This window comes from Burkholderia sp. BCC1988 (genome assembly GCF_905339895.1).
Taxonomy (GTDB): Bacteria; Pseudomonadota; Gammaproteobacteria; order Burkholderiales; family Burkholderiaceae; genus Burkholderia.
The window spans coordinates 64,786-89,669 of the sequence record NZ_CAJPHA010000026.1 but is presented as its reverse complement, the minus strand read 5'-3'; the positions used below and the strand labels follow the sequence as shown (position 1 = coordinate 89,669).

Annotated in this window: 21 protein-coding genes; 9 read left to right on the top strand and 12 right to left on the bottom strand. The window is 69.0% G+C overall.

What is annotated here, in order from left to right; all coding sequences use genetic code 11:
* Positions 1-3: 3 nt before the first annotated feature.
* Both U4012_RS30245 and U4012_RS30240 read right to left on the bottom strand, forming a co-directional pair.
* Entirely contained in the window at positions 4-1,632 is a 1,629-nt protein-coding gene (locus tag U4012_RS30245; protein WP_321803038.1) for an ABC transporter substrate-binding protein, read from the bottom strand.
* On the bottom strand, positions 1,632-2,873 hold the full coding sequence (locus U4012_RS30240) for an SfnB family sulfur acquisition oxidoreductase (RefSeq protein ID WP_321803036.1): 1,242 nt from the start codon (positions 2,871-2,873) through the stop codon (positions 1,632-1,634). Before U4012_RS30240 ends, U4012_RS30245 begins: the two co-directional genes overlap by 1 nt.
* On the opposite strand from U4012_RS30240, the gene U4012_RS30235 reads away from it, so the two are divergent.
* Genes U4012_RS30235 through U4012_RS30205 form a run of 7 tightly spaced genes read left to right on the top strand, consistent with a single transcriptional unit; the run spans position 2,872 to position 10,868 of the window.
* Positions 2,872-3,252, top strand: coding sequence for a hypothetical protein (locus U4012_RS30235; protein WP_321803034.1), 381 nt, complete (start codon positions 2,872-2,874; stop codon positions 3,250-3,252). The two genes, U4012_RS30240 and U4012_RS30235, sit on opposite strands and share 2 nt — an antisense overlap.
* An 8-nt stretch (positions 3,253-3,260) precedes the next feature.
* Positions 3,261-5,576, top strand: coding sequence for a TonB-dependent receptor (locus tag U4012_RS30230; protein WP_321803032.1), 2,316 nt, complete (start codon positions 3,261-3,263; stop codon positions 5,574-5,576).
* Between the two features lie 13 nt (positions 5,577-5,589).
* A complete protein-coding gene (locus U4012_RS30225; protein WP_321803030.1) occupies positions 5,590-6,963 on the top strand; it encodes an LLM class flavin-dependent oxidoreductase in 1,374 nt (457 codons plus the stop codon).
* The gene (locus tag U4012_RS30220; protein ID WP_321803028.1) at positions 6,960-7,982 is read left to right on the top strand and encodes an LLM class flavin-dependent oxidoreductase; all 1,023 of its coding nucleotides are present in this window, start codon (positions 6,960-6,962) and stop codon (positions 7,980-7,982) included. Before U4012_RS30225 ends, U4012_RS30220 begins: the two co-directional genes overlap by 4 nt.
* Entirely contained in the window at positions 7,979-9,037 is a 1,059-nt protein-coding gene (locus U4012_RS30215; protein WP_321803026.1) for an LLM class flavin-dependent oxidoreductase, read from the top strand. The genes U4012_RS30220 and U4012_RS30215 overlap by 4 nt, the downstream gene beginning before the upstream one ends.
* Complete coding sequence (locus U4012_RS30210) at positions 9,034-9,762, top strand: LLM class flavin-dependent oxidoreductase (RefSeq protein ID WP_321803024.1); 729 nt, start codon at positions 9,034-9,036, stop codon at positions 9,760-9,762. The genes U4012_RS30215 and U4012_RS30210 overlap by 4 nt, the downstream gene beginning before the upstream one ends.
* A complete protein-coding gene (locus U4012_RS30205) occupies positions 9,759-10,868 on the top strand; it encodes an LLM class flavin-dependent oxidoreductase (protein ID WP_321803022.1) in 1,110 nt (369 codons plus the stop codon). The genes U4012_RS30210 and U4012_RS30205 overlap by 4 nt, the downstream gene beginning before the upstream one ends.
* 45 nt (positions 10,869-10,913) lie before the next feature.
* Here the strand turns inward: U4012_RS30205 and U4012_RS30200 are convergent, their stop codons facing one another.
* The 4 genes from U4012_RS30200 to U4012_RS30185 form a co-directional block, all read right to left on the bottom strand.
* Positions 10,914-12,002, bottom strand: coding sequence for a sigma-54 interaction domain-containing protein (locus tag U4012_RS30200; RefSeq protein WP_124489472.1), 1,089 nt, complete (start codon positions 12,000-12,002; stop codon positions 10,914-10,916).
* A gap of 452 nt (positions 12,003-12,454) precedes the next feature.
* Complete coding sequence (locus U4012_RS30195) at positions 12,455-13,372, bottom strand: AEC family transporter (RefSeq protein WP_321803019.1); 918 nt, start codon at positions 13,370-13,372, stop codon at positions 12,455-12,457.
* 14 nt (positions 13,373-13,386) lie between these two features.
* Entirely contained in the window at positions 13,387-13,590 is a 204-nt protein-coding gene (locus tag U4012_RS30190) for a hypothetical protein (RefSeq protein WP_321803017.1), read from the bottom strand.
* A gap of 178 nt (positions 13,591-13,768) precedes the next feature.
* Positions 13,769-14,509: a GntR family transcriptional regulator gene (locus U4012_RS30185; protein ID WP_124489475.1), complete on the bottom strand. Its 741-nt coding sequence runs from the start codon at positions 14,507-14,509 to the stop codon at positions 13,769-13,771.
* A gap of 159 nt (positions 14,510-14,668) precedes the next feature.
* Between U4012_RS30185 and U4012_RS30180 the strand changes: the two genes are divergently transcribed.
* Together U4012_RS30180 and U4012_RS30175 are read left to right on the top strand one after the other, a co-directional pair.
* Entirely contained in the window at positions 14,669-16,231 is a 1,563-nt protein-coding gene (locus U4012_RS30180) for a DASS family sodium-coupled anion symporter (RefSeq protein ID WP_321803014.1), read from the top strand.
* 38 nt (positions 16,232-16,269) lie between these two features.
* Complete coding sequence (locus U4012_RS30175) at positions 16,270-18,678, top strand: hypothetical protein (protein WP_321803012.1); 2,409 nt, start codon at positions 16,270-16,272, stop codon at positions 18,676-18,678.
* Positions 18,679-18,838: 160 nt separating this feature from the next.
* Here U4012_RS30175 and U4012_RS30170 read toward each other — a convergent pair whose 3' ends face one another.
* The 6 genes from U4012_RS30170 to U4012_RS30145 form a co-directional block, all read right to left on the bottom strand.
* The gene (locus tag U4012_RS30170; protein WP_321803010.1) at positions 18,839-19,837 is read right to left on the bottom strand and encodes a transketolase family protein; all 999 of its coding nucleotides are present in this window, start codon (positions 19,835-19,837) and stop codon (positions 18,839-18,841) included.
* Entirely contained in the window at positions 19,834-20,679 is an 846-nt protein-coding gene (locus U4012_RS30165; RefSeq protein WP_321803008.1) for a transketolase, read from the bottom strand. The genes U4012_RS30170 and U4012_RS30165 overlap by 4 nt, the downstream gene beginning before the upstream one ends.
* Positions 20,680-20,729: 50 nt before the next feature.
* Positions 20,730-22,055 (bottom strand): MFS transporter, encoded by a 1,326-nt coding sequence (locus tag U4012_RS30160; protein WP_321803006.1) that lies wholly within the window; start codon positions 22,053-22,055, stop codon positions 20,730-20,732.
* A 74-nt stretch (positions 22,056-22,129) separates the two neighbouring features.
* Complete coding sequence (locus tag U4012_RS30155) at positions 22,130-22,879, bottom strand: glucose 1-dehydrogenase (RefSeq protein ID WP_321803004.1); 750 nt, start codon at positions 22,877-22,879, stop codon at positions 22,130-22,132.
* A gap of 162 nt (positions 22,880-23,041) precedes the next feature.
* A complete protein-coding gene (locus U4012_RS30150) occupies positions 23,042-23,941 on the bottom strand; it encodes a LysR substrate-binding domain-containing protein (protein WP_321803070.1) in 900 nt (299 codons plus the stop codon).
* 265 nt (positions 23,942-24,206) lie between these two features.
* Entirely contained in the window at positions 24,207-24,869 is a 663-nt protein-coding gene (locus tag U4012_RS30145; protein WP_321803002.1) for a hypothetical protein, read from the bottom strand.
* Positions 24,870-24,884: the final 15 nt, after the last annotated feature.

Genomic DNA, 24,884 nt, shown 5'->3' with positions numbered 1-24,884 from the left:
GCGTCATCCGATCCACGTGTCCTCGAGGCTGTCGTTCACGCTGGTGGCCGTGCGCAGCAGGTTGTGGACGTTGCGCCGGTACAGCGTCGGGTTGACCATCTCGAAGATGTTCGCGATCGCCGCGTCGTTCGCGAGCGTGGTCTGGAGCTGCGCGTAGTGCGCGCGGCGCGCTGCCGGATCGGTGTCCAGCGCGGCCGCGTCCCACAGCGCGTCGGCCTGCGGATTGCGGTAGCCCTCGACGTTGCCGAACGGCGAGCCCTTCGAGATGCCGTCGATCCGGTACAGCGGCGCGACGCCGAAATCCGGATCCGCGTTCTGGAACAGGAAGTTGTAGCTCAGGTCGAAATCCCAGTTCGCGACGCGCGCATACCAGCCGGCCGCATCGGTTGTCTGCACGCGCAGCCGGAAGCCGGCCTGGCCGAGCGCCTGCTGCGTGTATTCGGCCACGCGCTCCCACGCGCCGCCCTTCTCGCCGTTGATCAGCACGAGCGGGAACTTGCCGACGTCGACGCCCGACTGCCGGATCAGCGCGCGCGCCCGCTCCGGGTCGTACGCGAAGCGCGGCACGTTCGGATCGTAGAACGGCGACGACGACACGAACGGCCCGTTCGCGACCTTCCCGTAGCCGAAGAAGATCCGGTCGACGATGAACTGGCGATCGAGCGCGTGCAGCACGGCCTGCCGCACGAGCACGTTGTCGAACGGCGGCTTGCGCTGGTTCAGTTCGAGAAAGGCCATCCCGGTGAACAGCTCCCAGCCCTGCGTCGTGATCGCGACGCCCGGCAGCTTCGCGAGCCGCGCGATGTCCGCGTAGTCGACGTCGCCCGCGCGCAGCGCGTGGATCTGCCCGCGCTCGAACGCGATCGAGCGCGCGGCCGCGTCGGGCACGACGTTGAATACGATCCCGTCGAGATACGGCAGCCCCTTCTTCCAGTAATCCGGATTGCGCGCGACGCGGATGTACGCGCCGCGCTTCCATTCGCGGAACACGAACGGGCCGGTGCCGACCGGATGCTGGTTCGCGGGATTGCTGCGCGGGTCCTTGCCCTGGTACAGATGGGCCGGCAGGATCGGCAGCAGTCCGCTGCCGAGCAGGTTGATCAGCCCCGCGTACGGCTTCTTCAGGCGGATCGTCACCTGCAGCGGGCCGCTCGCGTCGATCGACGCGACGTACTTGTCGAACGTCACCTTCGTGCGCGGCAGCGCCTGCGGCGCGATTTCCTTCAGCGTGACCACCACGTCCTGCGCGCCGAACGGCTGCCCGTCGTGCCAGCGCACGCCCGGCTGCAGGTCGAACGTCCAGGTCAGCGCGTCGGCCGACGCGCGCCAGCTGCGCGCGAGCACCGGCACCGGGCGCAGTTGCGGGTCGAAGCCGAGCAACCCCTGGAAGATCTTGCCGCCGACGTATTGCGACGCGACGTGCGGCGTCAGCGCGTTGACGAGCGACGGCGGCTCCGGCTGCGCGAACAGCGACAGCGTGCCGCCGCGCACCGGCGCCGTCGCGGCGTCGGCCGCGAACACGCGCGCCGCGCCGCCGAGCCCGGCCGCAGCCCACGCGGCGGCGAGCGCATAGCGGCGCCGCGCCGGGTCCTTCGGCACCCACGGCGATGGAGTCGAGAGCGTGTCGGTCATCACAGGTAACCGTGGCGCGGCGGGTTGACGTGGTTGAGCACGTAGTTGCCGATCGCGTGGTATTTCCAGCGCACCGGATCGTGCAGCGTATGGGTGCGTGCATTGCGCCAATGACGGTCGAGGTTGTATTCGCTCAGCACCGAGCGCGTGCCCGACAGTTCGAACAGCTTGTTGGTCGCGAGGATCGCGAGCTCGGTGCTCAGCACCTTCGCGGCTGCAACCTGCACCGATGCGTGCGCGACCTGCGCGTCGTCGAGTTCGGCCGGCAGCGCGTCGAGCGCCGCGGCCGCACGGTCGAGCAGCGCTTCGGTCGCGAGCAGGCGGATCTGCACGTCGGCGACGTCGCGGATCACGTAAGGATCGTCCGACGCGCGCGCGATCCCGCTGTCGGCCCACGGCCGGCTGCGCGTGCGCACGAACTCGAGCGTGTCGTCCAGCGCCGCGCGCGCGATGCCGACGTCGATGTTCGCGTGCAGGTACTGCGACACGGGGCCCGCGAGCGTCGGCCGCTCGAACGCGGCCTGGATCGACACCACGTCCTCCTCATCGACCTCCACGCTCGCCAGCGTCAGCGTGCCGCTCGCCGTCGTGCGCTGCCCGAAGCCGCTCCAGTCGTCGACGATCTCGAGCCCCGGCCGGTCGCGCTCGACCAGCGCCTGCACGTAGCGGCCGTCGTCGTCGAGCGCGAGCACCGCGATCCAGTCGGCGAACAGCGCGCCCGTCGAATAGAACTTCTGGCCATCGAGCACGAGCCGCCCGCCGCGCCGCGAGAGCCGCGTGCCGATCTCGAGCGCGTTCTTCGTCCCGCGCTCGGACGCCGCATGGCCGATCCGCGCACCGTCGAGCACGAGGCCGAAGAACTTGCGGCGCTGCGCGTCGTCGCCCGTCAGCCGGATCACGTCGAGCGCGTGAAAGTGATTCTTCGGCAGCTGGCCGATCGACGGGTCCGCCTGCGCGATGGTTCGCACGACCTCGCCGAGCGTCGCGAGCGACACGTCCGCGCCGCCGAACGCGCGCGGCACCGTGATGCCCCACAGCCCGCTGCCCGAGAACAGGTCGAGCTCCGCGAACGGCAGGCGCCGCTCGCGGTCGCGCAGCGCCGCGTCGCGCGACAGTTCGTCGGCGAGCCGGCGCGCGGTTTCGAGCGCGTGCGCGTCGTCGGCGATGCGGCTCGCGGGTGGACGGGAGGACAGCGGGGACGGCGCGCTGGCCGGCGTGTCGGCGGACGTGAATGCGTTCATGAAGATCCTCGTGGACGGGTGCATGGCCTCCGTCGACAGCAAGCACCATGCCAATGCGGTCCCGTCGGCCTGTGCGGCCATCGCGCCGCGCGCGGCGCGCTGGATTTCCAGCGAGATGCCGCAAATGCAGCACGCCGCGCGATGCGCGACGGCGCTGCTGGAATTCCAGCAAAACGACTGGAACGCGTGCGCGCGCGCTGCGTCGTCCGGCCGCTGCTTTCGGCACCCATCCGTTGCGGGGCGTGCCCGAGCGCCCATTGGCACGCCTGTTGCAAAGCCCCGCTCACGCACTGCCGAGCCGCGACGCCATCGATCCGATGCGCGGCACCGCGCCGGACCACACGCACAACAACGCTTCGATTTGGGGATAGACGGATGAAATACACGATGTTGAGCGCCTCACTCGGCGCGTCGGCGCTGCTGGCCGCCGCGCCGGCGCTGCATGCGCAGCAGCAGCCGGCGGTCACCGCTGCGCCGATCGCCGCTTCGGCGGCACCGGCTGCATCGGCTGCATCGGCGGCGTCCGGCGCGACGCACGCGAGCGGCAGCGCGCCGGTCGCGGAGGCCCAGCTGAAGGACGTGATCGTCACGGCCCAGCGGCGGCGGCAATCGGCGCAGCGCGTCGGCACGTCGATGTCGGTCATATCGGGCAACGACCTCAAGACGCTGAACGTCGAGACCGTCAACGACCTGCAGCATGCGACCGCGAGCGTCGAAGTCGAGCCCGCGTTCGGCGGCGGCCAGCCGCAGTTCCGGATTCGCGGCGTCGGCTTCAACGACTACACGTCGAACAACGCGTCGACGGTCGGCATCAACGTCGACGACGTCGCGTACGCGCTGCCGATCCAGACCCAGGGGCAACTGTTCGACATCGCGCGCGTCGAGGTGCTGCGCGGCCCGCAGGGCACGCTGTACGGCCGCAATACGACGGGCGGCACGGTGAACTTCATCACGAACCAGCCGACCCGCGACTTCCAGGCGGGCGCGAGCGTCGAATACGGCACGCACAACCTGCTGACGACCGAAGGCTACGTGTCCGGGCCGCTGAGCGATCGCGTGCGCGGCCGCTTCGCGTTCACGACACAGGACTTCGGCGCATGGCAGAACAACCGCGCGACCAACCAGACGCTCGGCAACCACGACAGCGCCGCCGCGCGCGCGCAACTCGACTGGGACGTCGCGCGCGATTTCAAGCTGCACTTCGGCGCGCACGGCGGATTCGACAAGTCCGACAACACGGGGCTCTACCTGTTCTCGCCTTACACGTCGACCAAGACCGGCGAAGTGATCCCGGCCGACGCCGACCACACGAAGACGGGCTGGGGCGTGAGCCCCGCGTTTTCGCGCGTGACGGGCCTGTCGACCGACGCGAAGCCGGGACGCGACAACGTGAACGGCGGCGTCGACCTGACCGCGACGTGGAACCTCGGCCCGGTCGAGCTGAAGAGCATCACCGCGTACAACTACCTGCACCGTCGCGAGTATTCGGACTGGGACGCGACGCGATACCACGATTCCGACGAATACTTCGACGACACCGTCAACGAAGTCACGCAGGAACTGCGCGCGTCGTCGCGCGGCGACACGCGGCTGCGCTGGGTCTCCGGCCTGTTCTACTCGCACGACGATCTCGACGAGAAGTTCTATTCCGACTTCAGCGACCGGCTCGGCTTCATCGCGCTCACGCGCTACCGGCAGTCGGTCGACACGCTCGGCGTCTACGGCCAGGCGACCTACGACATCACGAAACGCCTGCGCGGCATCGTCGGCTTGCGGCAGGAACACGAGAAGCGCGAACTGCGCGGCTTCGCGTCGGGCATGCTGACGCCGTCGTTCGTGCCGTTCGCGGGCTTCCGGGGCGGCGACGCGAACCAGTCGCTGACGTCGAACGGCACGTCGGGCAAGGTCGGCCTCGAATTCGACCTCGCCCCGGCGACGATGCTTTACGCGACCGTGAGCCGCGGCTACAAGTCGGGCGGCTTCACCGCGCACAACACCGGCAATTCGAACGCGCTCGCGCCGTTCAAGCCCGAATCGCTGACCGCGTACGAGGTGGGCTTCAAGAGCGACCTCACGCGCTCGCTGCGCTGGAACGCGTCGGCGTTCCATTACGACTATCGCGACCAGCAGGTGCTGTCGGCCACCTTCGACCCGAACTCGCAATCGCTGATCGGCACGTTCGTCAACGCGCCGAAATCGCGCATCGACGGCTTCGAGACCGACCTGAAATGGCAGCCGGTGCGCGGGCTGGAAATCTCGCAGTACGTCGGCTACAAGAGCGGCAAGTACACGTCGCCGTTCGTCACGTACAACACGCAGGCGTCGGCGGCGAGCGGCCACAACGTGTTTACCGACTACAACGGCAGCGCGCTCAGCTTCCCGCGCCTGAGCTACGGCGGACAGGTCGCGTACAGCTGGCTCGCGGGCGGCTACCGGCTGCGCGCGGAGACGAATTACAGCTACCGCGACGCCTATTCGCAATTGCTGCTGCTCGGCCCGAACTACACGGTCGACAGTTACTGGCTCGTCAACGCGAGCCTGACCGTCACCTCGCCCGACCGGCACTGGGACGTCGCGCTGTGGGCGCGCAACCTGTTCAACCGACAGTACGACCTGACGAAGAACTTCTTCCTGCCCGGCACGAACGTCGCCGCCGCGGGGCAGCCGCGCACCGTCGGCGTACGCGTGACCTACACGTATTGAGGAGTCCATCCGGATGACGCGCCGCACCGACACCCTGAAACTCAACGCGATGCTGAACGGCGGCGGCAGCCATGTGGTCGGCTGGCGCCATCCGCTCGCGCAGCCGAACGGCAACCGCGATTTCGCGCATTTCCGCCGGATGGCGCAGACGGCCGAGCGCGGCAAGCTCGATGCGCTGTTCGTCGCGGACGTGGTCGCGACGCAGGGCAGCCACATCGATTCCCTGCGCCGCAGCGCGCGCGCCGACACCTTCGAGCCGCTCACGCTGCTCGCCGCGCTGGCGGCCGTCACGCAACGTATCGGCCTGATCGCGACCGCGACGACGACCTACAACGCGCCGTACCACATCGCCCGCAAGTTCGCGTCGCTCGACCACCTGAGCGGCGGCCGCGCGGGGTGGAATCTCGTCACGTCGGTCGTGCCCGACGAAGCGGCGAACTTCGGCGCGACGCCGCACCTCGCGCACGCCGATCGCTACGCGCGCGCCGACGAATTCCAGCGCGTCGTGGCGGGACTGTGGGACAGCTGGGAAGACGACGCGTTCATCGAGGACAAGGCCGCCGGCCTGCATTTCGATCACCGCAAGCTGCATGTGCTGGATCATCACGGGCCGCACTTCAGCGTGCGCGGCCCGCTGAACGTCGCGCGCGCGCCGCAGGGCCATCCGGTGCTCGTGCAGGCCGGTTCGTCGGAGGCGGGCCGCGAACTCGCGGCACGCTGCGCGGAAGTGATCTTCACCGCGCAGCACCGGCTCGACGACGCCCAGGCTTTCTATGCGGACGTCAAGGGCCGCCTCGCGCGTCACGGCCGCCGCCCGGAGCACCTGAAGATCCTGCCCGGCGTGATGCCGATCGTCGGCGCGACCGAGGCCGAAGCACGCGACAAGCTGCGCGCGTTGCAGGACCTGATCGATCCGGTGCTCGGGCTGCGGCTGCTCGCCGACAACGCGGGCGATTTCGACCTGTCCGGTTATCCGCTCGACGGACCGTTGCCCGAGCTGCCGCCGAGCAATCGCAGCAAGAGCCGGCAGCAGTTGATCGTCGATCTCGCGCGCCGCGAGAACCTGACGATCCGCCAGCTCTACGAGCGCTTTGCGAGCGCCGGTGTCGTCACCGGCACGCCGAAGACCATCGCCGATCGCTTCGAGGAATGGTTCCTGTCGTACGGCGCCGACGGGTTCAACGTCGCGTTCGCGTGGGTGCCCGGCGGCCTCGACGATTTCGTCGATCTCGTCGTGCCCGAACTGCAGCGGCGCCGGCTGTTCCGCACCGAGTACGAAGGCCCGACGCTGCGCGATCAGCTCGGCCTGCCGCGCCCGCCCTTCTTTCGGCGCCCGTCGTCGCTGCGCGGCGATACGGTCGCACCGGTGCGCGGCGGTGCCGCATGACGCGCCCGTTCCGACTCGGCGTGCTGACGCGCGTCTACGCGCCCGATTCGTCGCCGCGCGTGCTGCACGACACGCTCGCGCTGATCGAAGCGGCGGAAGCGCTCGGCTTCGACAGCGCGTGGGTGGCCCAGCACCATTTCGGCAGCGAAACGGGCCGGCTGCCGTCGCCGCTCGTGCTGCTGGCGGCCGCCGCGCGCCGCACGCGGCGCATCGCGCTCGGCACCGGCGTGATCGTGCTGCCGCTCGAAGCGGCGCTGCGCGTCGCGGAAGATGCGGCCGTGCTCGACGCGTTGGCCGACGGCCGCCTTCAGCTCGGTGTCGGCGCCGGCTTCGAGGCGGACGTGTTCGCCGCGTTCGGCCGCGATTTCGGTGCGCGCGCGGCGCTGCAGGCCGACGCGCTCGCGGCGTTGCGCCGGGCGCTGGATGGCGCGCCGCTCACCCCGGCCGGGGCGACGCTGCAACCGCCCGCGCCCACGTTGGCCGCGCGTGTCTGGCAAGCGACCGGCGATACCGAAGCGGTCGCGCGCAACGGTCACGGGCTGATCGTCGCGCGCACGCGTCCGGAACAGGACGGCGAAGCGGCGCTCGTGGCGCGCTATCGCCGCGCGTGGTCGCATCCGGGCGCGCCCCGTGTCGCACTCGTGCGGGCGGTCGTGCCGGGCGCGGATGCGGCCGGCGTCGAAGCGACGATCGGCCCCGACATCCTGCGGTACGCCGCGCGGCTCGCCACGGCCGGCGGCGCACCGGCGCCCGGGCCCGCCGACCTCCCCGCGCTGCTCGATCGCTTCGGTGTACTACGCGGTGCGCCTGCCGACATCGCGGCCAAACTTCAGATCGATCCCGCGCTGGCCGGCGCAACCGAGCTGGTCGTGCAGGTGCAGACGGCCGGCACCTCGCAGCGCGACGCGCTGCACCGGCTCGAGACCGTCGCCGGCGCGATCGCGCCGGCGCTCGGCTGGACGCCGGCCTCGTCAGGCCCCGAAGCCGCTTCGCTCACTTCCGATCCGATCCCGACATGACTCGATCGTCCACACCCGCACCGGCCGAGCGCCGGCCGTTCAAGCTCGGTTTCCTCACGCACGTCCACGGCAGCGGCGACGCGCGCCGCGTCTACGCGGATCTCGAAACGCTGTTCGTCGCGGCCGAACAGCTCGGCTTCGACGGCGGATTCGTCGCGCAGCATCATTTCCGCGCGGAATACGGCCGGCTGCCGTCGCCGCTCGTGCTGCTGGCCGCCGTCGCGCAACGCACGCGCCGCATCGAACTCGGCACGGGAATCGTCACGCTGTCGCTCGAGGATCCGCTGCGGCTCGCCGAAGACGCGGCGGTGCTCGACGCGCTGGCGGGCGGCCGGCTGCAACTCGGTCTGGGCAGCGGCGGCGCGAATCTCGACGCGTTCGCCGCGTTCGGGCTCGACGTCGACACGCGGCAGGTGCGCTTCGCGACCGCGCTCGAACGTCTGCAGGATGCGCTCGCGGGCCGCCCGCTCGCGCACGCGGCCGCCGCCGACGCGCCGCCGCTCGTGCTGCAGCCCGCGGCGCCCGGCGTGCGCGCGCGCCTGTGGCATTCGCATGCGTCGCCCGACGGCGCGCGGTTCGCAGCACGGCACGGCAACGGCCTGCTGCTCGGCACCGCCGTGCACGATCCGCGCACCGTCCAGCTGCCGCTCGCGCACGCGTATCTCGACGCCTGGCGCGAACACGCACACGCCGGCGCGCCGGCACCGCGCATCGGCGTGGTGCGCGCGGTGTTTCCCGCACGCGACCGGCGCACCGCGCTCGCCGCGCTGGCGCCCGACGTCGTGCGCCATATTCCGTGGCTCGCCGCGAGCGGCCATCCCGACGTGACCGATCCCGAGCAGATCGTGCGGCTGCTGAACGTTCACTACGGGCATCCGGACGACGTGATCGAAAGCCTGCGCGGCGACCCGGCGCTGTTCCCGTTCGCCGACTATTTCCTGCCGGTCGTGCAATCGGAAAGCTCGTCGCTCGACGACGCGCTGGCGCGGCTGCGCGCGCTCGCGGAAACGATTGCGCCGGCGCTCGGCTGGCGGCCGGCACACGCACCCGCATGAGCGCGCCGCGTCTGCTGCTGCGGCTCGACATCGGCTGCGACGACACACGCGCCGACCCGGCCGCCGACTGGATCGCGCTTGCCGAGGCCGGCGTCGCGGCCGGCTGCGACGCCGTGCTGCTGCCCGCGCGGGCCGGCGGACCCGACCCGTGGATCGCGGCCGCGGCGCTCGTCGATGCGCTGCCGGCGCTGCGCGTGATGGTCACGCTGCAGGCCGGTGCGATGCTGCCCGTCGCCGCTGCCCATCTCGCGCAAAGCCTGCAGTCGCTGAGCCGCGGCCGCGTGCTGCTCGCATGCGAAGCCGACGCGCAGGACGTCGACGCGACCGACCGGGCCATGCATCTGAACCGCGACCAGCGGCTCGCGCGCAGCGCCGAATTCCTGTCGCTCCTGCGCGCACTGTGGGCAGCCGATTCGCCGCTGCAGTATCGCGGGGTCTACTATCGCGTCGAGCATGCCCGTTTGCCCGATCTCGCGGCGCAGCGGCCTGCCGTCTACTGGTCGGTCGCCGAGCGGCGCGAAATCGCGTTCGCCGCGTCGTGGTGCGACGGGCTGCTCGTACCCGCCAGCGCGCCGCCGGTGGCGGCGGCCGTCGAACGCGCGTATCGCGCGCGCGGCCTCGCGCCACCGCCGGCCGATGCGCTGCTCCGGCGCACGGTCGGGTTCGACGACGTGCGACGCGCGCGCGTCGCGCGTCGGGCAAGCCGCGGGCGAGGCGACGCATGAGCGTCGATTTCGCGTGGTTCCTGCCGACCAACGGCGACGGTCCGCATCTCGCCAACAGCGGCCTGCCGCGCCCGCCGAACTACATGCAGGACTATCGGCCGGCCACGCCCGAATACCTGCGCCGCGTCGCCTGCGCGGCCGAGGCCGCCGGCTTCGACAGCCTGCTGCTGCCGATGGCCGCGGGTTTCGAGGATCCGTGGCTCGTCAGTGCGCAGCTCGCGCGTGCAACGCACCGCATCGCGTTGATCGTGACATTCCGCCCGGGCCTCGAGCAGCCCGAGCAGATCGCGCGCAAGGCGGCCACCCTGCAGCGCATGAGCGGCGCCCGCCTGCGCCTGTTCGCGGTCAACGGCTCGAGCGCCTACGACCAGCGTGCGCTCGGCGACTTTCTCGATCACGACGCGCGCTACCAGCGCACGTCCGAATGCCTGCGGATCCTGCGGCGTCTGTGGCAGGGCGCCGGCCACTCCGTCGCCGGGCGTTACTACATGCTGAACCCCGCGCATGCCGGCGTGCCGCTCGCGACCCCGCCGGCGCTCTATCTCGGCGGGGCGTCGACGCTTGCCGAACAGGTGGCCGCGAGCCAGGCCGATACGTACCTGCTGTGGGGCGAGCCGCCCGACGCCGTGCGGGAACGCATCGCGCGGCTGCGTGCACTGGCCGCGATGCACGGCCGCCGGCTGCGCTTCGGGCTGCGCGTGCACGTGATCGCGCGCCCGACCGAACGCGCCGCATGGGCGCGCGCCGACGAGTTGCTGAGCGAGATTTCCGACCAGACCTATGTCGACGCGCAGCGCAAGCTCGCCGCCTACGAATCGGTCGGCCAGCAACGCCAGACCGCGCTGAGCCGCGGCGCGCTGCGCTCGCTGCGCGAGCTGGAGGTATCTCCGAACCTGTGGGCCGGCGTCGGCCTGATTCGCGGCGGCGCGGGCACCGCGATCGTCGGCAGCTACGACCAGGTTGCCGCGCGCGTCCACGAATACCGGCAACTCGGCATCGATACCTTCCTGCTGTCGTCCTATCCGAACCTGGAGGAAGCGGCGCGCGTGGGCGAGCACGTATTGCCGCGCGTGCGCACGCGGCTGGCACGCGCCAGCCTCTCTTGACGCGCCGGACGGCGAGCCGGCGACACCGCCGACCGCCGCGACGCGTCAGTCGTCGAATGCGGATTCCGGGCGCGGCTCGCTGAGCAGCCCGTGGCGCGCGAGCAGCGTGCGCATCGTGTTGCGCGTGACACCGAGCAGCGCGGCCGTGCGCACCTGGCTGAACCGGCAATGCTCGAACGCCTCGCCGACGACCAGTTCCTCGATGTCGCGCAGCAGGCTTTCGCCGGGCGCGCGGAACAGGCGGCGCACGCCCGCGCGGATGTCGTCCTGCGGCAACGTCGCCGCGCCAGCGTCGGCTTGCGCATAGCCTGCGAGTGCCTCGGAGAACTTCAGGTGCTCCGGGCGGATCAGGTTGCCGTTCGACACGAGCAACGCCAGATGCATGACGTTTTCCAGCTCGCGGATATTGCCGGGCCACGGATACGCGTGCAGCGCCTGCACCGTGGCCTCGGACAGCATCGGTTGCGGCCGCTTCAGCTGCGCGCAATAGCGCCCGCGGAAATGCTCGGCGAGCGGCAGGATGTCCTGCGGCCGCTCGCGCAACGGCGGCAGCCGCACCCGGGCGAGATTGATCCGGTAGAACAGGTCCATCCGGAAATTGCCGGCCAGCACGGCCTGCTCGAGGTCGACGTTGGTCGCCGCGACGACGCGGACGTCGACCGGCCGCGCACGGGTCGCGCCCACGCGCGTCACCTCGCCCTCCTGCAGCACGCGCAGCAGCTTCGCCTGCAGCGGCGGCGCGAGATCGCCGATTTCGTCGAGAAAGATCGTGCCGCCGTTCGCTTCCTCGAAATAGCCGACGCGGCGCCCCTGCGCCCCCGTGAACGCGCCGGCCTCGTGGCCGAACAGTTCGCTCTCCGCGAGCTGCTGGCTGATCGCGCCGCAGTTGACCGCGATGAACGCGCCGGTGCGGCCGCTGACATGGTGGATATGGCGCGCGACCAGCTCCTTGCCGGTGCCCGTCTCGCCGAGGATCAGCGCCGGCGCGGCGCTGGGTCCGATCTGCTCGACGAAGCGCAGGACCGCGCGCGAGGCGGGATCGGCGAATACGAGCGCCTTCGCGCGCACCGAGAGCGGGCGATGCTCGCTTTCCGGCAGCGAGATGAGCGGTGGAGAATCTGTAGGGTTGTTCATGATCCGGGCACGGGCGGACCGGTTGACGATACTGGCGTCCGCCTGAGGGTTTGATCTTAGTCAACCTCGGGCGCGCGCAAAATACCGATTGCTGTGATGCTTCGCTGCCGCGCGCAGATAACGAATCCCGTGTGGGTCGCGCAGCATGCCGTCCGATGCGTCAGGACGTCGCCGGCCGGCAGCCCCGCATCCCTTGTGCCGACGAACCCGCCTCCACGCCGCTTCGCACGGCGAGGCCGAACACGGAGCACGGCCGATTCGCGCGTGCGGCCTGCCGACACGCGCAACGCCCGCCGATTCGGAGGCGCTCCGGCAACGCTGCACTGAAGTGCCGTTCGAGCGAACCGCGCGTCCGGGCCGCGGCAAGTAGGCTCACCGGAAATGCAGAAGGCCGGTCAGCTCAACCTGACCGGCCTTCTGCATTTCACCCCGCCACCGCGCGCGAATCCGGCTCAACCGTGAAACACGAGCAGCACCAACGGCATCGTGACGGCCGCAAGCGCCGTCTGTACCGTAATGATGCCGGCGGACAACCGGTGATCGCCGCCGAGCAGCTTCGCCATGATGTACGCCGACGGCGTGCACGGCAGTGAATTGAACAGCACGATCGTCGTGAGTGCCGGGCCGCGGATGCCCAGGCTGAAACCGATCCAGAAAGTCAGCAGCGGCACGAGCAGCAACTTGATCACCGACGACTGGAACACGGGGCCACGCGCCGCCTTCGCGGCCTTCACGTCGAGGCCCGCTCCCACCGCGAGCAACCCGAGCGGCAGCGACGCGGCGCCGAGAATCGACAGCACGCTCGATATCACCGCCGGCAGACCCAGCCCGCCGAGATTGAACGCGGCGCCGAGGACCACCGACATGATGACCGGATTCCTCAGCAGCGCGCCGCCGACCTGCCATGCCGACGGCGCGCCGCCACGACCGTGGCGCATCAGGACAATGATCGACGCGACGTTCAGCAGCGGTATCGCGACCGCGATGCTGATCGACGTGAGCGTCAGTCCGACGCTCCCGTACAACGCCGCGGCCGCGGCAACACCCACATACGTATTCGGCCGTAACGCCCCCTGGATCACCGACGAGAACACGGCCCCCGGCTGCCGGCTCCACGCTCGCCACGCATACAGCAGCATCGCGCTCGCGCCCACCGCGCCGAGGATCGCGGTCGCGATCGGCCGCACCGGAAACTGCGTCAGGTTGGCTTTCGCGACCTGGCCGAACATCAGCGCGGGAAACATGTAGTAGTAGTTCAGCGTTTCGCACGGCAGCCAGAATTCGTCCGGCAGCAGGCGACGCTGCCGCAGCACGAATCCCGCCAGGATCAGCACGAAGATCGGCACCAGCGCGCCCAGGACGTTCTGCATCGGCTGCGCTCCCGTCACGCGAAGACCGGCGTCTTCGCATGCACGCGCGCGCCACGGACGCCGACGAACGCGGTCATTGCGCGTTCATCCAGCGGCGCGCGGGCTCGCGTGAACAACAGGTGGCGCGCGACGGTCATGCCCGAACGATGCGATGCAAGAAGCCTTTCAGCGGGATTCCACAGCGTTCCGAGCGTCGCGATGATGGGGGTCTTCGACATTTTTCTGGTCCGATGAATTCGGTGCACAGAAATATGACAGAGCCGCGAAATTCCCAGAAAGAATAAAAAATTTGAAATCTAGATCGAAAGGTAATTAATAAAGGCCGTATGGGCACCTTGTCCGGTTCGGTCGACTGCGCGCCGGAGCGGCGTCGCAAGCCGTGACCGACGGCACGCGTCAACCGACGAACCGTGCCTCGACACCGCTTCGGACCACCAGATCGAAGCGCTCGGGCCGAATGTGAAACACCGTGGATTCGCACGTGCGGCCGTCCGCGAGGCGCGACGTGCGCCGCAGCACGAGCAGCGGCGCGTGTTTGTCGGCCTTGAGCCGGGCCGCGATATCGTCCGGCGCGGCCATGGCCGTCACCGACATGTCGGCATCCGTGATTCGCCAGCCGAGCAGGCTCTCCAGCACCTCGTAGGTCGACATGCGCTCGGCCTGCTCGAACGTGACGGCGCCGGCGTCGGGCAGCAGGCAGGTCTGCGCGAGCGCGACGGGCTCGTCGTCGACCCAGTGCAGGCGTTCGAGATAGATGCAGCGCGTGACGTCGGCGGCAAATGCGTGCCGCAAGCCCGGCGGCACGTCGCACGCTTCCATGCGCAGCAATTCCATCCGCGCCCGCGCACCCTGCGCGGCGATCGAGTCGTGCAGCCCGCGCAGCACATCGAGTCGATGCCGCAGCCGCTGCTTGGCGGCGAACGTCCCTTTGCCCTGCTTGCGCTCGACGATGCGCGCGTCGCTCAGCCGATCGAGCGCGAGCCTGACGGTCACGCGGCTCACCTGAAAACGCTCGCTCAACTGCGCCTCGGACGGCAGCTTGCCGGTCGGCTCGTACACACCGCGCTCGATCTCGTCGCGCAGCGTCGTCGCAAGCTGCTCGTAAAGCGATGTCGTGTCGTCACGCACCAGCGTCATCGATCCTTCCTCGTCGTGCTGGGTTCGCGCTATGCGCGTTTCCCGATATCGATATGAAAAGCAATTGGAATGCTCAACTTGTATTAATACGTATTATCACATCTCGACAGACGGTCGGGGCCCGCGATTCGGGGTCCCGATGCCCCGGGGAGCATACCAGTGACTGAAAACGCAATCGGCACGCCGCCGCTCGATGGCGTGCAGGGCAGCCGGCCGACACGGGCCGAACCAGCCACGGCGCCACGCACCGATCCGCACGCGGCGGGACGATCGCGCGGCGCGCAGCGGCGTGCCGCGATCGGTTTTGCCGCCGCGTGGCTGGCTTTCTTCGCGATCGCCTGGTGGTTGCCCGCGCCCGCGCATCTTTCCGCCGAGGGCAAGGCGACGCTCGCAGTCGTCGCGTGGGTCGCGATCGTCTGGATCACCGAGGCGATTCCCGTCGGCGTGAGCGGCATCCTGCTGCCGATGCTGCTCGTGCTGTCGCATGCGAGCCCGTCGTTTCCGAAGGCGGCCAGCGGCTTCGCCGCGCCCGTCGTGTTCCTGTGCCTCGCCGCGTTCCTGTTCTCCGCGATCATGCAGGCGAGCGGGCTCGACCGGCGCATCGCCCTGCTGCTGCTCGATCGCCTGAAGGTGCGCACGGCCAACGGCGTGATCTGGGCAATGTTCGCCGTGAACTGCGTGATGGCGCTCGTCGTGCCGGCCGCGAACGCGCGTGCCGCCACGCTGCTGCCGGTCACCAACGGCATCGTCCGGCTGTTCGGCGAATCGCCGCGTGAACGCGCCGCGCGCAAGGCGATCGTGATCCAGACGCTCGTGTACGGCGCGATGATCAGCGGCATGTGCATCCTCACCGCGCATCTGCCGAACATGGTCGTGTCCGGCCTGCTCGAGAAGCAGCTCGGCATCCGGATCTCCTACCTGACGTGGCTGAAGCTGCAGTGGCCGTATCTCGGGATGTTCGCGATCACGCAGGGCTGGGTGCAGTTCCATTTCCGCTCGCGCGCCGTCGCGCTTCCCGGCGGCCCCGGCGCGATCGCGGCGATGCGCCGTACGCAACCGCCCGCCGCCCGCAACGACTGGGCCGTGCTCGCGCTGTTCTCGGCCGTCGCCGTGCTGTGGGCGACCGAGCCGCTCCATCACCTGCCGTCGGAAATCGTCGCGCTGATCGCGCTGGCGCTGTTGTTCGCACCCGGCGTGCTGCGCTTCGGCTGGGCCGAGGTCGAGCAGCGGACGATCTGGGGCACGCTGTTCCTGCTGGCCGGCGCGCTGTCGCTGTCGTCGGCGATCAGTGCGTCCGGGCTCGCGAACTGGGCCGCCGATCACATCTACGTCGCCGCGCGCGGGCACGGCTGGTGGCTCGCGATCGCGATCGTGATGCTCGGCACGCACGTGATCCGCATCGGCATGCTGTCCAACGTCGCGGCCGTCACGATGATCGCGCCGATCGCGCTCGCGCTGGCGCCGCGCCTCGGGCTGCATCCGGTCGCGTTCACGATGCTCGTCAGCGATACCGACAGCTTCGCCTATCTGCTGCCCACGCAGATCACCGCCGGCGTCATCGCGTACAGCAGCGGCGCGTTCTCGACGGCCGACTACGCGAAGGTCGGCGCGGTATCGGTGCTGATCGCGATCGTCTATGGCCTCTGCGTGATCGCGCCGTGGTACGCGTACATGGGCATCCCCGTCTGGGACGCGAGCGCGCCCTGGCCGTTCGCGCATTGAAGCGCGCCGCTTTCCAACGACATCATTTTGTATTCCTCATGAACGAAACCACGGACGTCCCCGATTCCGTCGCAGCCCGCGCCGCCGCGCTGCGCGACCGCCTGGGCCCGCACGTCGCACCCGCGGGCCTGTACGAACGCCACAAGCGCCTGCCGTTCGCCGGGCGCGTGCATTGCAACGTCACGCGCCTCGAAGCCGGCGAGTGGAGCGAGATCGTGCTCGACTACGAGGTCGGCTCGTCCGGCATCGCCGACGGCGGCTGGCTGAAGGCCACCTTCAAGTTCTATTCCGACTGGGCGCTGTTCCAGACGAGCGACCCGGGCGCGGCGAACTACATCAGCGCCGAATACCATGCGGCGCCGCTCGTGCCGGGACAGAGCCCGGCCACCGTGCAGGCGCTGAACGTGCGCTTCGACCAGAAGGGGCACGAGCGGCCGTTCCAGAAGGCGGTGATCGTCGACGTCCTCGACGGCTACGTGAACGCCGGCGACCGGATCGTGATCCGTCTCGGCGATCGCCGTCGCGGCCCCGGCACGCGCGTGCAGACCTTCGCCGAGGACAACTTCCGGTTCCGGCTCTACGTCGATCCGTTGGGCACGTCGCGTTTCGTCGCGGTGCCCGGCGACGTCTCGATCGACATCCGCGCCGGCGCGCCGTCCGACGTACTGCTGAACGGCCCGCGCTTCGTGCGGCCGGGCACCCGCGCGCCATTCCGGCTGTCGCTGCAGGACCGCTGGGGCAATGCGTGCCGCGACGTCGGCGGCACCGCGCGCGTCGTTGCATATGACGCGCAAGGCGAAGCCGTCTACCGGCGCGAACATGCGCTGCCCGAGGCGGGATTCGCGAGTTGCGCGGTCGACGACCTGCCGGTCGACGCCGGCACGCTGCGCATCGTGGCCGACGTGCCCGCGCGGCCGGACGTGCGTGCGGCCGAAGCGTGGCTGACGCTCGACGCGTCGTTGCCGGTATCGCGCGCGCTATATGCGGATCTCCATGTGCATGCGCACGACACGGTCGGCACCAACAGCCCCGAGTACAACGCACGCTACGCACGCGACATCGGCGGCATCGACGTGCTCGGCTATACCGCGAACGATTTCCAGATCACCGACGAGAACTGGCAGCTCGGCGTCGACGCGGTCGAACGCTTCAACGAGCCGGGCCGCTTCGTCGTGTATCCGGTGCAGGAATGGTGCGGCAGCTCGACCGCGGGCGGCGACCATAACGTGGTGTTCCTCGGCGACGCGCGGCCGGATTTTCCGTACAACGCGCGCGGCGAACACAACCGTACGCTGGTCTGGAACGAGGACATGAAAGGTCATGCGGTCGAGCTCGGCCGCTGGCCCGTCGAGGAACTGTGGGACGCGTATGCCGACGCTGCCGCGCAGCATCTGGTGATGCCGCACGTCGGCGGCCGCCGCTACATTCCCGACTGGCACCATCCCGAGCTCGAACGGCTGGTCGAGATCGCGTCGTCGTGGGGGCACTTCGGCTGGCTGTACCAGGACGTGATCGCACGCGGCTACCGGCTCGGCGTCGCGGCCAGCGGCGATGAACATCGCGGCCGGCCGGGTGGCGGCGCGCCCGGCGTGCAGGTGTTCGGTGTGCACGGCGGGCTGACGGGTGTGCTCGCCGACGTGCTCGATCGCAAACACGTCGGCGAGGCGCTGCGCGCGCGCCGCACTTGGGCGACCACCGGCGAGCACAGTGCGCTGCTCGTGCGTTGCGGCGATCACTGGCAAGGCGATGCGTTCACGCATCGCGGGCCGGCGCGGCTCGACTACCGGCTGCTCGGCCAGTCCGGATGGGAATACGTGGCCGCGTACGATCACGAAGGACGGGTGTGGGAACGCAACCTGCATGCGGAACTCGGCTACGCGGATCGCCTGATCCGCGTGCGCTGGGGCGGCGCCCGCATCCGGGACCGCTATCGCTGGGCCGCGTGGCGCGGCCGGATCCGCGTCGTCAACGGTACGATCCACCGCTTCGGCTCGAACGGCTTCGAGCATGTCGAGGAGTCGGCATGGCGTACCGGCGCGACCGACGTCGAATTCCGCAGCGACACCTATGGTGATGCGGACAGCATCGAGCTCGACATCGGCAATCTTGCCGACGCGACGATCGTGGTCGAAGGCACGATCGACAGCTTCGCGAAGGTCGGCGATCCGCTGCAGCGCAATCCGTTCGTGCATGCGCCGACGTTCCGCTTCGAAGTCAGCGGCGCGGACCTGCTCGCGCAAGGAACGGCCACGCATGCGCTGGGCGGCACCGAGTTGTTCGTCGCGGTCGAACGGTTGACGGACCAAGTGCTGCCCGTCGATCTCGCGGGCAGCATCGAAGTCGCGGCGGAAAATGCGCCGTTCGGATTCCGCCCCGTCTACTTCTTCGGGCGGCAGCGCAACGACAGCAAGGTGTGGTCGTCTGCCCAGTTCGTCACGTTCGAGTGACGCGCATGCGCGATCCGGGCGCCGTGCCGGCGGCGTTGCCGACGGGTCGGCCCCCGGCCGTGCATGGCCGGGCGCCAGGTACGCTACCCTGAAGCCGGCCCGCCCGGCTTGCGGAGGGAATGCCTCCCCCCGCCGAGCGGGCCGCGGTGCCTTGAAACGATCAACCGAGCCACGTCCTGATATTGGTCCGCATCGCGCCGGCCGAGATCCCGTAACGATCGTGCAGCGTCGGCAACGCGCCGGCGGCGAGGTACGCATCCGGTAGCGCGATCTGCCGGAACGGCGCCGCGACGCCAGCCGCAAGCAACGCAGTCGCCACCGCTTCGCCGAGCCCACCGATCACCGTATGGTTCTCGGCGACGATCACCATGCGCCCCTTGCGCGACGCCTCCCGAACGATGGTCGCCGTATCGAGCGGCTTGATCGTCGGGACGTGCAGCACGGCTGCATCGATGCGGTCGGCTTCAAGCGCCTTCGCGACCTCGAGCGAACGCATCGTCATGATCCCGGACGAGATCAGCAGCACGTCGTTGCCGTCGCGCAGCAGCTTCGCCTTGCCGAGTTCGAAACGATAATCGTATTCGTCGAGCACGGCCGGCACGTTGCCGCGCAGCAGGCGCGCGTACACCGGCCCCTGGTGCGCGGCAATCGCCGGCACCATCTGCTCGATGTCCAGCGCGTCGCACGGATCGATCACGGTCATGTTGGGCATCGCGCGCATCAGCGCCAGATCCTCGGCTGCCTGATGGCTCGGCCCGTAACCGGTCGTGAGGCCCGGCAGTGCACACACCAGCTTCACGTCGAGATTGTCCTCGGCGATCGCCTGATGGATGAAGTCGTACGCGCGGCGCGTCGCGAATACCGCATAGGTCGTGACGAACGGCTGCGCGCCTTCGTGCGCGAAGCCGGCGGCGGCGCCCATCAGCAGCTGCTCGGCCATGCCCATCTGGTAGTAACGCTCGGGAAATTCCTTCGCGAAAACGTGCAGGTCGGTGTACTTGCCGAGATCGGCCGTCATGCCAATCACGTTGCCGTTCGTGCGCGCGAGCTTCGCGAGCGCATGGCCGAACGGCGCGGCGCGGGTCGCCTGCCCGTCGGCCGCGATGGACGCGATCATCGCGGAAGTCTTCAGGCGCGGCTTGTTGTCGACGGTGCTCATGCGTGTCTCCCTGCTTCGAGTGCGTCGAGCGCGAGCTTCCACTCGTGCGCATCGACGCGGATGAAATGGCTCTTATCGCGTGCTTCGAGGAACGGCACGCCGCACCCCATCTTCGTGTCGCAGACGATGATCCGCGGCTGCGGCCTGTCATGTCGGCGCGCGTTGTCGAACGCGCGCTTTACCGCGTCGATATCGTTGCCGTCGACTCGCTGCGTATACCAGCCGAATGCTTCGAGCTTGTCGACCAGAGGCTCGAACGCCATGACTTGCGTCGACGGGCCATCGGCCTGCTGGTTGTTCACGTCGACGATCGCGATCAGGTTGTCGAGCTTCCAGTGCGCGGCCGACATCAGCCCTTCCCAGATCGCGCCTTCGTCGAGCTCGCCATCCGAAAAGAGCGTATAGACGAACGCGTCCGAGCCGTTGCGCTTGAGCCCGAGACAACGGCCGACCGCGATCGTCAGGCCCTGGCCGAGCGAACCGCCTGACATCTCCATGCCGGGCGTGTAGCTCGCCATCCCGGACATCGGCAAACGGCTGTCGTCGCTGCCGTAGGTTTCGAGCTCCTCGGCCGGCAGGATGCCGGCTTCGAACAGCGCCGCGTACAGCGCGATCGCATAGTGGCCGTTCGACAGCAGGAAGCGGTCGCGCCCTTCCCACTCGGGATCGTCGGGGCGATAGCGCATCGCGCCGAAATACGCGACGGCCAGCACGTCGGCGATGTCGAGCGCCTGGCCGACATAACCCTGCCCCTGGACTTCGCCCATCAGCACGGCGTTTCTGCGGATGCGGTACGCGCGCTCGGCGAGCGTGACCGCTTCATGAATGGTTTCGGTATCCATCGTTGGCTCCAGTATTGGATCGGAAGGCATGCAGGTCGAATCGGCGGTGATCAGCGATTGACGGAGCGCGGCACGAGGAACACCAGCAGCGCGCCGAGCGTAATCGCGACGGAGATGAAGAGGAGTCCGGCGGTGGACTTGCCGGTCAGGTCGTTCAGCCAGCCGACGATCGCCGGCGAGAAGAAGCCCGCGAGATTGGCGAAGCAGTTGACCGCGGCGATGCCCGCCGCCGCCGACATCCCGCCGAGCAGCGCCGTGGGCAGCGACCAGAACTGCGACGACGACGCGAGGATGCCGGCGGACGCAATGCTCAGGCACACGATCGACGCGCCGACGCTTCCGAGCATCGGCAACGTCGCGAAGCCCGCCGCCGCGATCAGCATCGGCACCGCGAGATGGAAGCGGCGCTCGCGGCGGCGATCCGCGCTCATGCCGATCAGCGGCAGCGCGACGATCGCGCACGCATACGGAATCGCGGTGAACAGGCCGACCCACAGCGGATCGGCGACGCCGGCCTTGCGAATGATCGTGGGCAGCCAGAACGTGAGGCCGTACTGACCGAGCACGACGCAGAAGTAGATCGCGGCCATCAGCCATAAGCGGCGGTCGGCGACGAACGCACGAATCGACAGGTGGGCGGTCGTGTGCTCGGCGTCGGCCGACACGTTGCGCGCCAGCAAGGCTTTTTCGGCATCGGTCAGCCATTTCGCGCCGGCAATGCCGTCATCGAGATACAGCAGGATCGCAAAGCCCAGCACGAACGAAGGCAACGCTTCGAGCAGGAACAACCACTTCCAGCCCGCCATCGACATCGCGCCGTGCAGCGCATGCATGATCGCGCCCGACAGCGGGCCGCCGATGATCCCCGCCAGCGGAATCGCCATGAAGAACAACGACAGTGCCTTGGCACGACGTGCCGACGGGAACCAGTAGGTGAGGTACAGGATCACGCCCGGCGCGAAGCCCGCTTCGGCGACGCCGAGCAGGAACCGCAGCACGTAGAACGCGGCGGGCGACTTCACGAACACGAAGCTCGCGGAAATCACGGCCCACATCAGCATGATGCGCGCGAGCCAGCGGCGCGCGCCGACACGATGCAGGATCAGGTTGCTCGGTACTTCGAACAGAAAGTAGCCGAGAAAGAAAATGCCTGCGCCCATCCCGTACACGGTCTCGCTGAAACGCAGGTCGTTGAGCATCTGCAGTTTCGCGAAGCCGACGTTGACGCGGTCGAGATACGCACCGAGATAGCACAACATCAGGAACGGGATCAGCCGGCGCGCGACCTTCGCATAGGTCGCCGCTTCGAACGTCTGCGCATCGTCCCGTTGCAGCAGCTCGCCCTGAACCGGTGAGGCGGGGTACTTTGCTCTCATCTTTGTCTCCTGCCATGGCCCCGGGTTGTCCCGGGTGCATGATGGTCGGCGCCGCGCGTGTCGCGGCGCCGTTCTCAGTGAATCAGCATCCCGCCGTTGACGTCCAGCGTGATGCCCGTCAGGTAGCTCGACAGGTCGCTCAGCAGGAACAGGCACGCATTGGCGACATCGGCGGCCTCGCCGAGGCGGCCGAGCGGAATGCCCTTGACGATCTCCTCGCGCATGTCGGGCGTCAGCTTGTCGCCGGTGATGTCGGTCTGGATCAGGCCCGGCGTGATCGAATTGATGCGGATACGGTCGGCCCCGAACTCGCGCGCCATCGCCTTCGCGAGGCCGAGCACGCCGGCCTTCGCGGCGCTGTAGTGCGGGCCGCCGAAGATGCCGCCGCCGCGCTGCGCGGACACCGACGACATGCACACGATGCTGCCGCCGCGCTGCTCCTTCATCGCCGGCAGCACGGCCTGAGACATGTACAGCGTGCCGCGCAGGTTCACGTCGACGATCGCATCGAAGTCGCGCCCGGAAATGTCCAGCGTGCGCACCGGCTGCGTGATGCCGGCGTTGTTCACGAGGCCGTCGATACGGCCATAACGCGCCAGCGTCGCGCGAGCCGCGGCCACGCACGCGTCGCGATCGGTCACGTCGCAAGCCAGGCCGAGGTGGTCGAGCCCGAGCTCGGCGGCGGCCGCTTCGGCGTCCTCGCGACGCAGGTCGAGAATCGCCACGCGCGCGCCCTGGGCGGCCAGCGTGCGGGCCGTGGCCTTGCCGATACCGCGCGGCGATGCCGCGCCGGTCACGATGATGGTCCTGTTGTCGAGCAACATCGTTCGTCTCCTGTGTTGATGTGTGTGCAGAGTGTCGGCTCGCCGGACACCCGCATCAACGCGGAAACGCTCAGGCATGGTTGAGAAAATTTCAGATGACGCCGCGCGGGCCGTTCCGGCGTGCTGCAACGCAATATTGCACGCGGCCCGGACGCGCGACGCTCAGTTCGCGCGGCGCTGCACCGCGACCTCCCGCTCGATCCACGCAAGGAAGCGTTTCACGCGAGGCAGTTCCGCGTTCTGCCGCGGGTAAACGAGATGATGCGCCCCGACTTCCACCGCATGCGTGTCGTCGAACACGGGCACCAGCGCGCCTTCGCGAATCTTCACCGACGCGAGCATCAGGCTTTCGAGCGCGATGCCGAGGCCGAGCGCGGCGGTTTCGAGCGACATGTACGACCGGTCGAACGAAAAGTCGAAGGTCTTGCGGGCCGCGAGCGATACGCCGGCCCGGCCGAACCACTGCTTCCACTGCACGAGCGGCGTTTCGGAATAGATCAGCCGATGCGCGAGGAGGTCTTCCGGCGCGTTCACCGGATGCCGTTCGAGGTACTGCGGCGACGCGAGCGGCGCGATGAACTCGCCGCGCATCGTCTTCACCTCGAGGTTGTCCCAGTTGCCGTAGCCGTGGCGGACGTCGATATCGTAGAAGCCGTTCGAGAACGACACGTTTTCGTAAGAGCACGCCAGGTTCAGCTGGATATCGCCGTTCGCTTCCTGAAACGACGACAGCCGCGGCAACAGCCACATCAGCCCGAAGCTCGGGCTCGAATGCACGCGCAGGATATCGACCTCGGCGCGGCTCGACGCGCGCTCGGTGGCGCGGCTCAGGTCGGCCAGCGAGCCGGTGACGTCCGCCAGATAGCGCTCGCCGGTCGGCGTGAGGACGAGTCCGCGCCCTGATCGCTGGAACAGCGGCTGGCCGATCTGCGATTCGAGGTTGCTGAGCTGGTGACTCACGGCGGACGCGGTCAGGCCCAGTTCTTCCGCGGCACGATTGACGCTTTTGGTCCGGGCGACACTTTCGAACGCGATGATTGCCTTGAGCGGCGGGATGCGCATGTTGGTATCCGTTGGAATGAGCAGATCGCCTGGCAAAGCGATATCGAAACGACACCTGGAACATTGTCCGGGCCAGGCCACTGCAATACGTTACATGCCAATTCTAGAGTGCCCGAGGGCCGCCGTTCGCCGCAACGCGGTCCCGACCGGCGGGCGCGCACCGGTTCCCTAGGCGCGCGACGCACGCGTGGCGGGCCTGTCGGGTCAGGTTGCCCTGGCGCCCAGGCACCGCTTCGATCGATCATCGCGTCGGCGCGGCGGGTCGTCACTCCGGTTCAGGAACCGGCAACCCCAGCCGCCAGCTCAGGTTCCTGCGCGCCTGCCTCTCGCAGCGCGTGTAGAAGAATTCCGTCAGATAGATGCGCGGACGCACGAGCAGCCCGCGCAGAATCGTCCGCTCATGAAAATCGTAGGCCCGGTCGTCGAGATCGGGACGCTCTGCCCGCAAACGCCGGCCGTCTTCGCGAAACCGGCTGCGGGAAGCGCCGAGCGCGGCCAGGTCGATGTCGCACGTGAAGCGGGTATCCGGTTGTGCGGCAATGCCCGCGTGGGTCGTCGCGAGGATCATCGCGCAGACGGGGTCGCACGCGCGGATTCGCCCCCCGGCCTGGTGCCGGAACCAGTCCGCGCTACGCTGCTCGTTGTCCTTCGCGCCGGGCACGAAGATCACGTCATGGAACCAGAGCGCGAGTTCGACGGCGTCCGGCGCGGGAATCGCGTCGCGCGCCAGGTCGAGATGACGCAGGCATCGCCGGACATGCACGAGCGTATGGTAATGGCGCACCGGCTCCGCATAGCATTGCGCGAGCCTGCGATAGACCTCCTCGGCATGGGACCCGCCGCTGCACGACCACAACGCGACGAACCGCGCCTGCATCCGGTTCACGTTCGCTCCTTGGACCGGGGCGTCCGCGCGGAATCGCCCCATGCCGACATGACTGCG

Coding starts and splice junctions, on each gene's coding strand:
- U4012_RS30245 (WP_321803038.1), bottom strand. CDS start 1,632: ATGACCGACACGCTCTCGACTCCATCGCCGTGGGTGCCGAAGGACCCG.
- U4012_RS30235 (WP_321803034.1), top strand. CDS start 2,872: ATGAAGATCCTCGTGGACGGGTGCATGGCCTCCGTCGACAGCAAGCAC.
- U4012_RS30240 (WP_321803036.1), bottom strand. CDS start 2,873: ATGAACGCATTCACGTCCGCCGACACGCCGGCCAGCGCGCCGTCCCCG.
- U4012_RS30230 (WP_321803032.1), top strand. CDS start 3,261: ATGTTGAGCGCCTCACTCGGCGCGTCGGCGCTGCTGGCCGCCGCGCCG.
- U4012_RS30225 (WP_321803030.1), top strand. CDS start 5,590: ATGACGCGCCGCACCGACACCCTGAAACTCAACGCGATGCTGAACGGC.
- U4012_RS30220 (WP_321803028.1), top strand. CDS start 6,960: ATGACGCGCCCGTTCCGACTCGGCGTGCTGACGCGCGTCTACGCGCCC.
- U4012_RS30215 (WP_321803026.1), top strand. CDS start 7,979: ATGACTCGATCGTCCACACCCGCACCGGCCGAGCGCCGGCCGTTCAAG.
- U4012_RS30210 (WP_321803024.1), top strand. CDS start 9,034: ATGAGCGCGCCGCGTCTGCTGCTGCGGCTCGACATCGGCTGCGACGAC.
- U4012_RS30205 (WP_321803022.1), top strand. CDS start 9,759: ATGAGCGTCGATTTCGCGTGGTTCCTGCCGACCAACGGCGACGGTCCG.
- U4012_RS30200 (WP_124489472.1), bottom strand. CDS start 12,002: ATGAACAACCCTACAGATTCTCCACCGCTCATCTCGCTGCCGGAAAGC.
- U4012_RS30195 (WP_321803019.1), bottom strand. CDS start 13,372: ATGCAGAACGTCCTGGGCGCGCTGGTGCCGATCTTCGTGCTGATCCTG.
- U4012_RS30190 (WP_321803017.1), bottom strand. CDS start 13,590: ATGTCGAAGACCCCCATCATCGCGACGCTCGGAACGCTGTGGAATCCC.
- U4012_RS30185 (WP_124489475.1), bottom strand. CDS start 14,509: ATGACGCTGGTGCGTGACGACACGACATCGCTTTACGAGCAGCTTGCG.
- U4012_RS30175 (WP_321803012.1), top strand. CDS start 16,270: ATGAACGAAACCACGGACGTCCCCGATTCCGTCGCAGCCCGCGCCGCC.
- U4012_RS30170 (WP_321803010.1), bottom strand. CDS start 19,837: ATGAGCACCGTCGACAACAAGCCGCGCCTGAAGACTTCCGCGATGATC.
- U4012_RS30165 (WP_321803008.1), bottom strand. CDS start 20,679: ATGGATACCGAAACCATTCATGAAGCGGTCACGCTCGCCGAGCGCGCG.
- U4012_RS30160 (WP_321803006.1), bottom strand. CDS start 22,055: ATGAGAGCAAAGTACCCCGCCTCACCGGTTCAGGGCGAGCTGCTGCAA.
- U4012_RS30155 (WP_321803004.1), bottom strand. CDS start 22,879: ATGTTGCTCGACAACAGGACCATCATCGTGACCGGCGCGGCATCGCCG.
- U4012_RS30150 (WP_321803070.1), bottom strand. CDS start 23,941: ATGCGCATCCCGCCGCTCAAGGCAATCATCGCGTTCGAAAGTGTCGCC.
- U4012_RS30145 (WP_321803002.1), bottom strand. CDS start 24,869: ATGGGGCGATTCCGCGCGGACGCCCCGGTCCAAGGAGCGAACGTGAAC.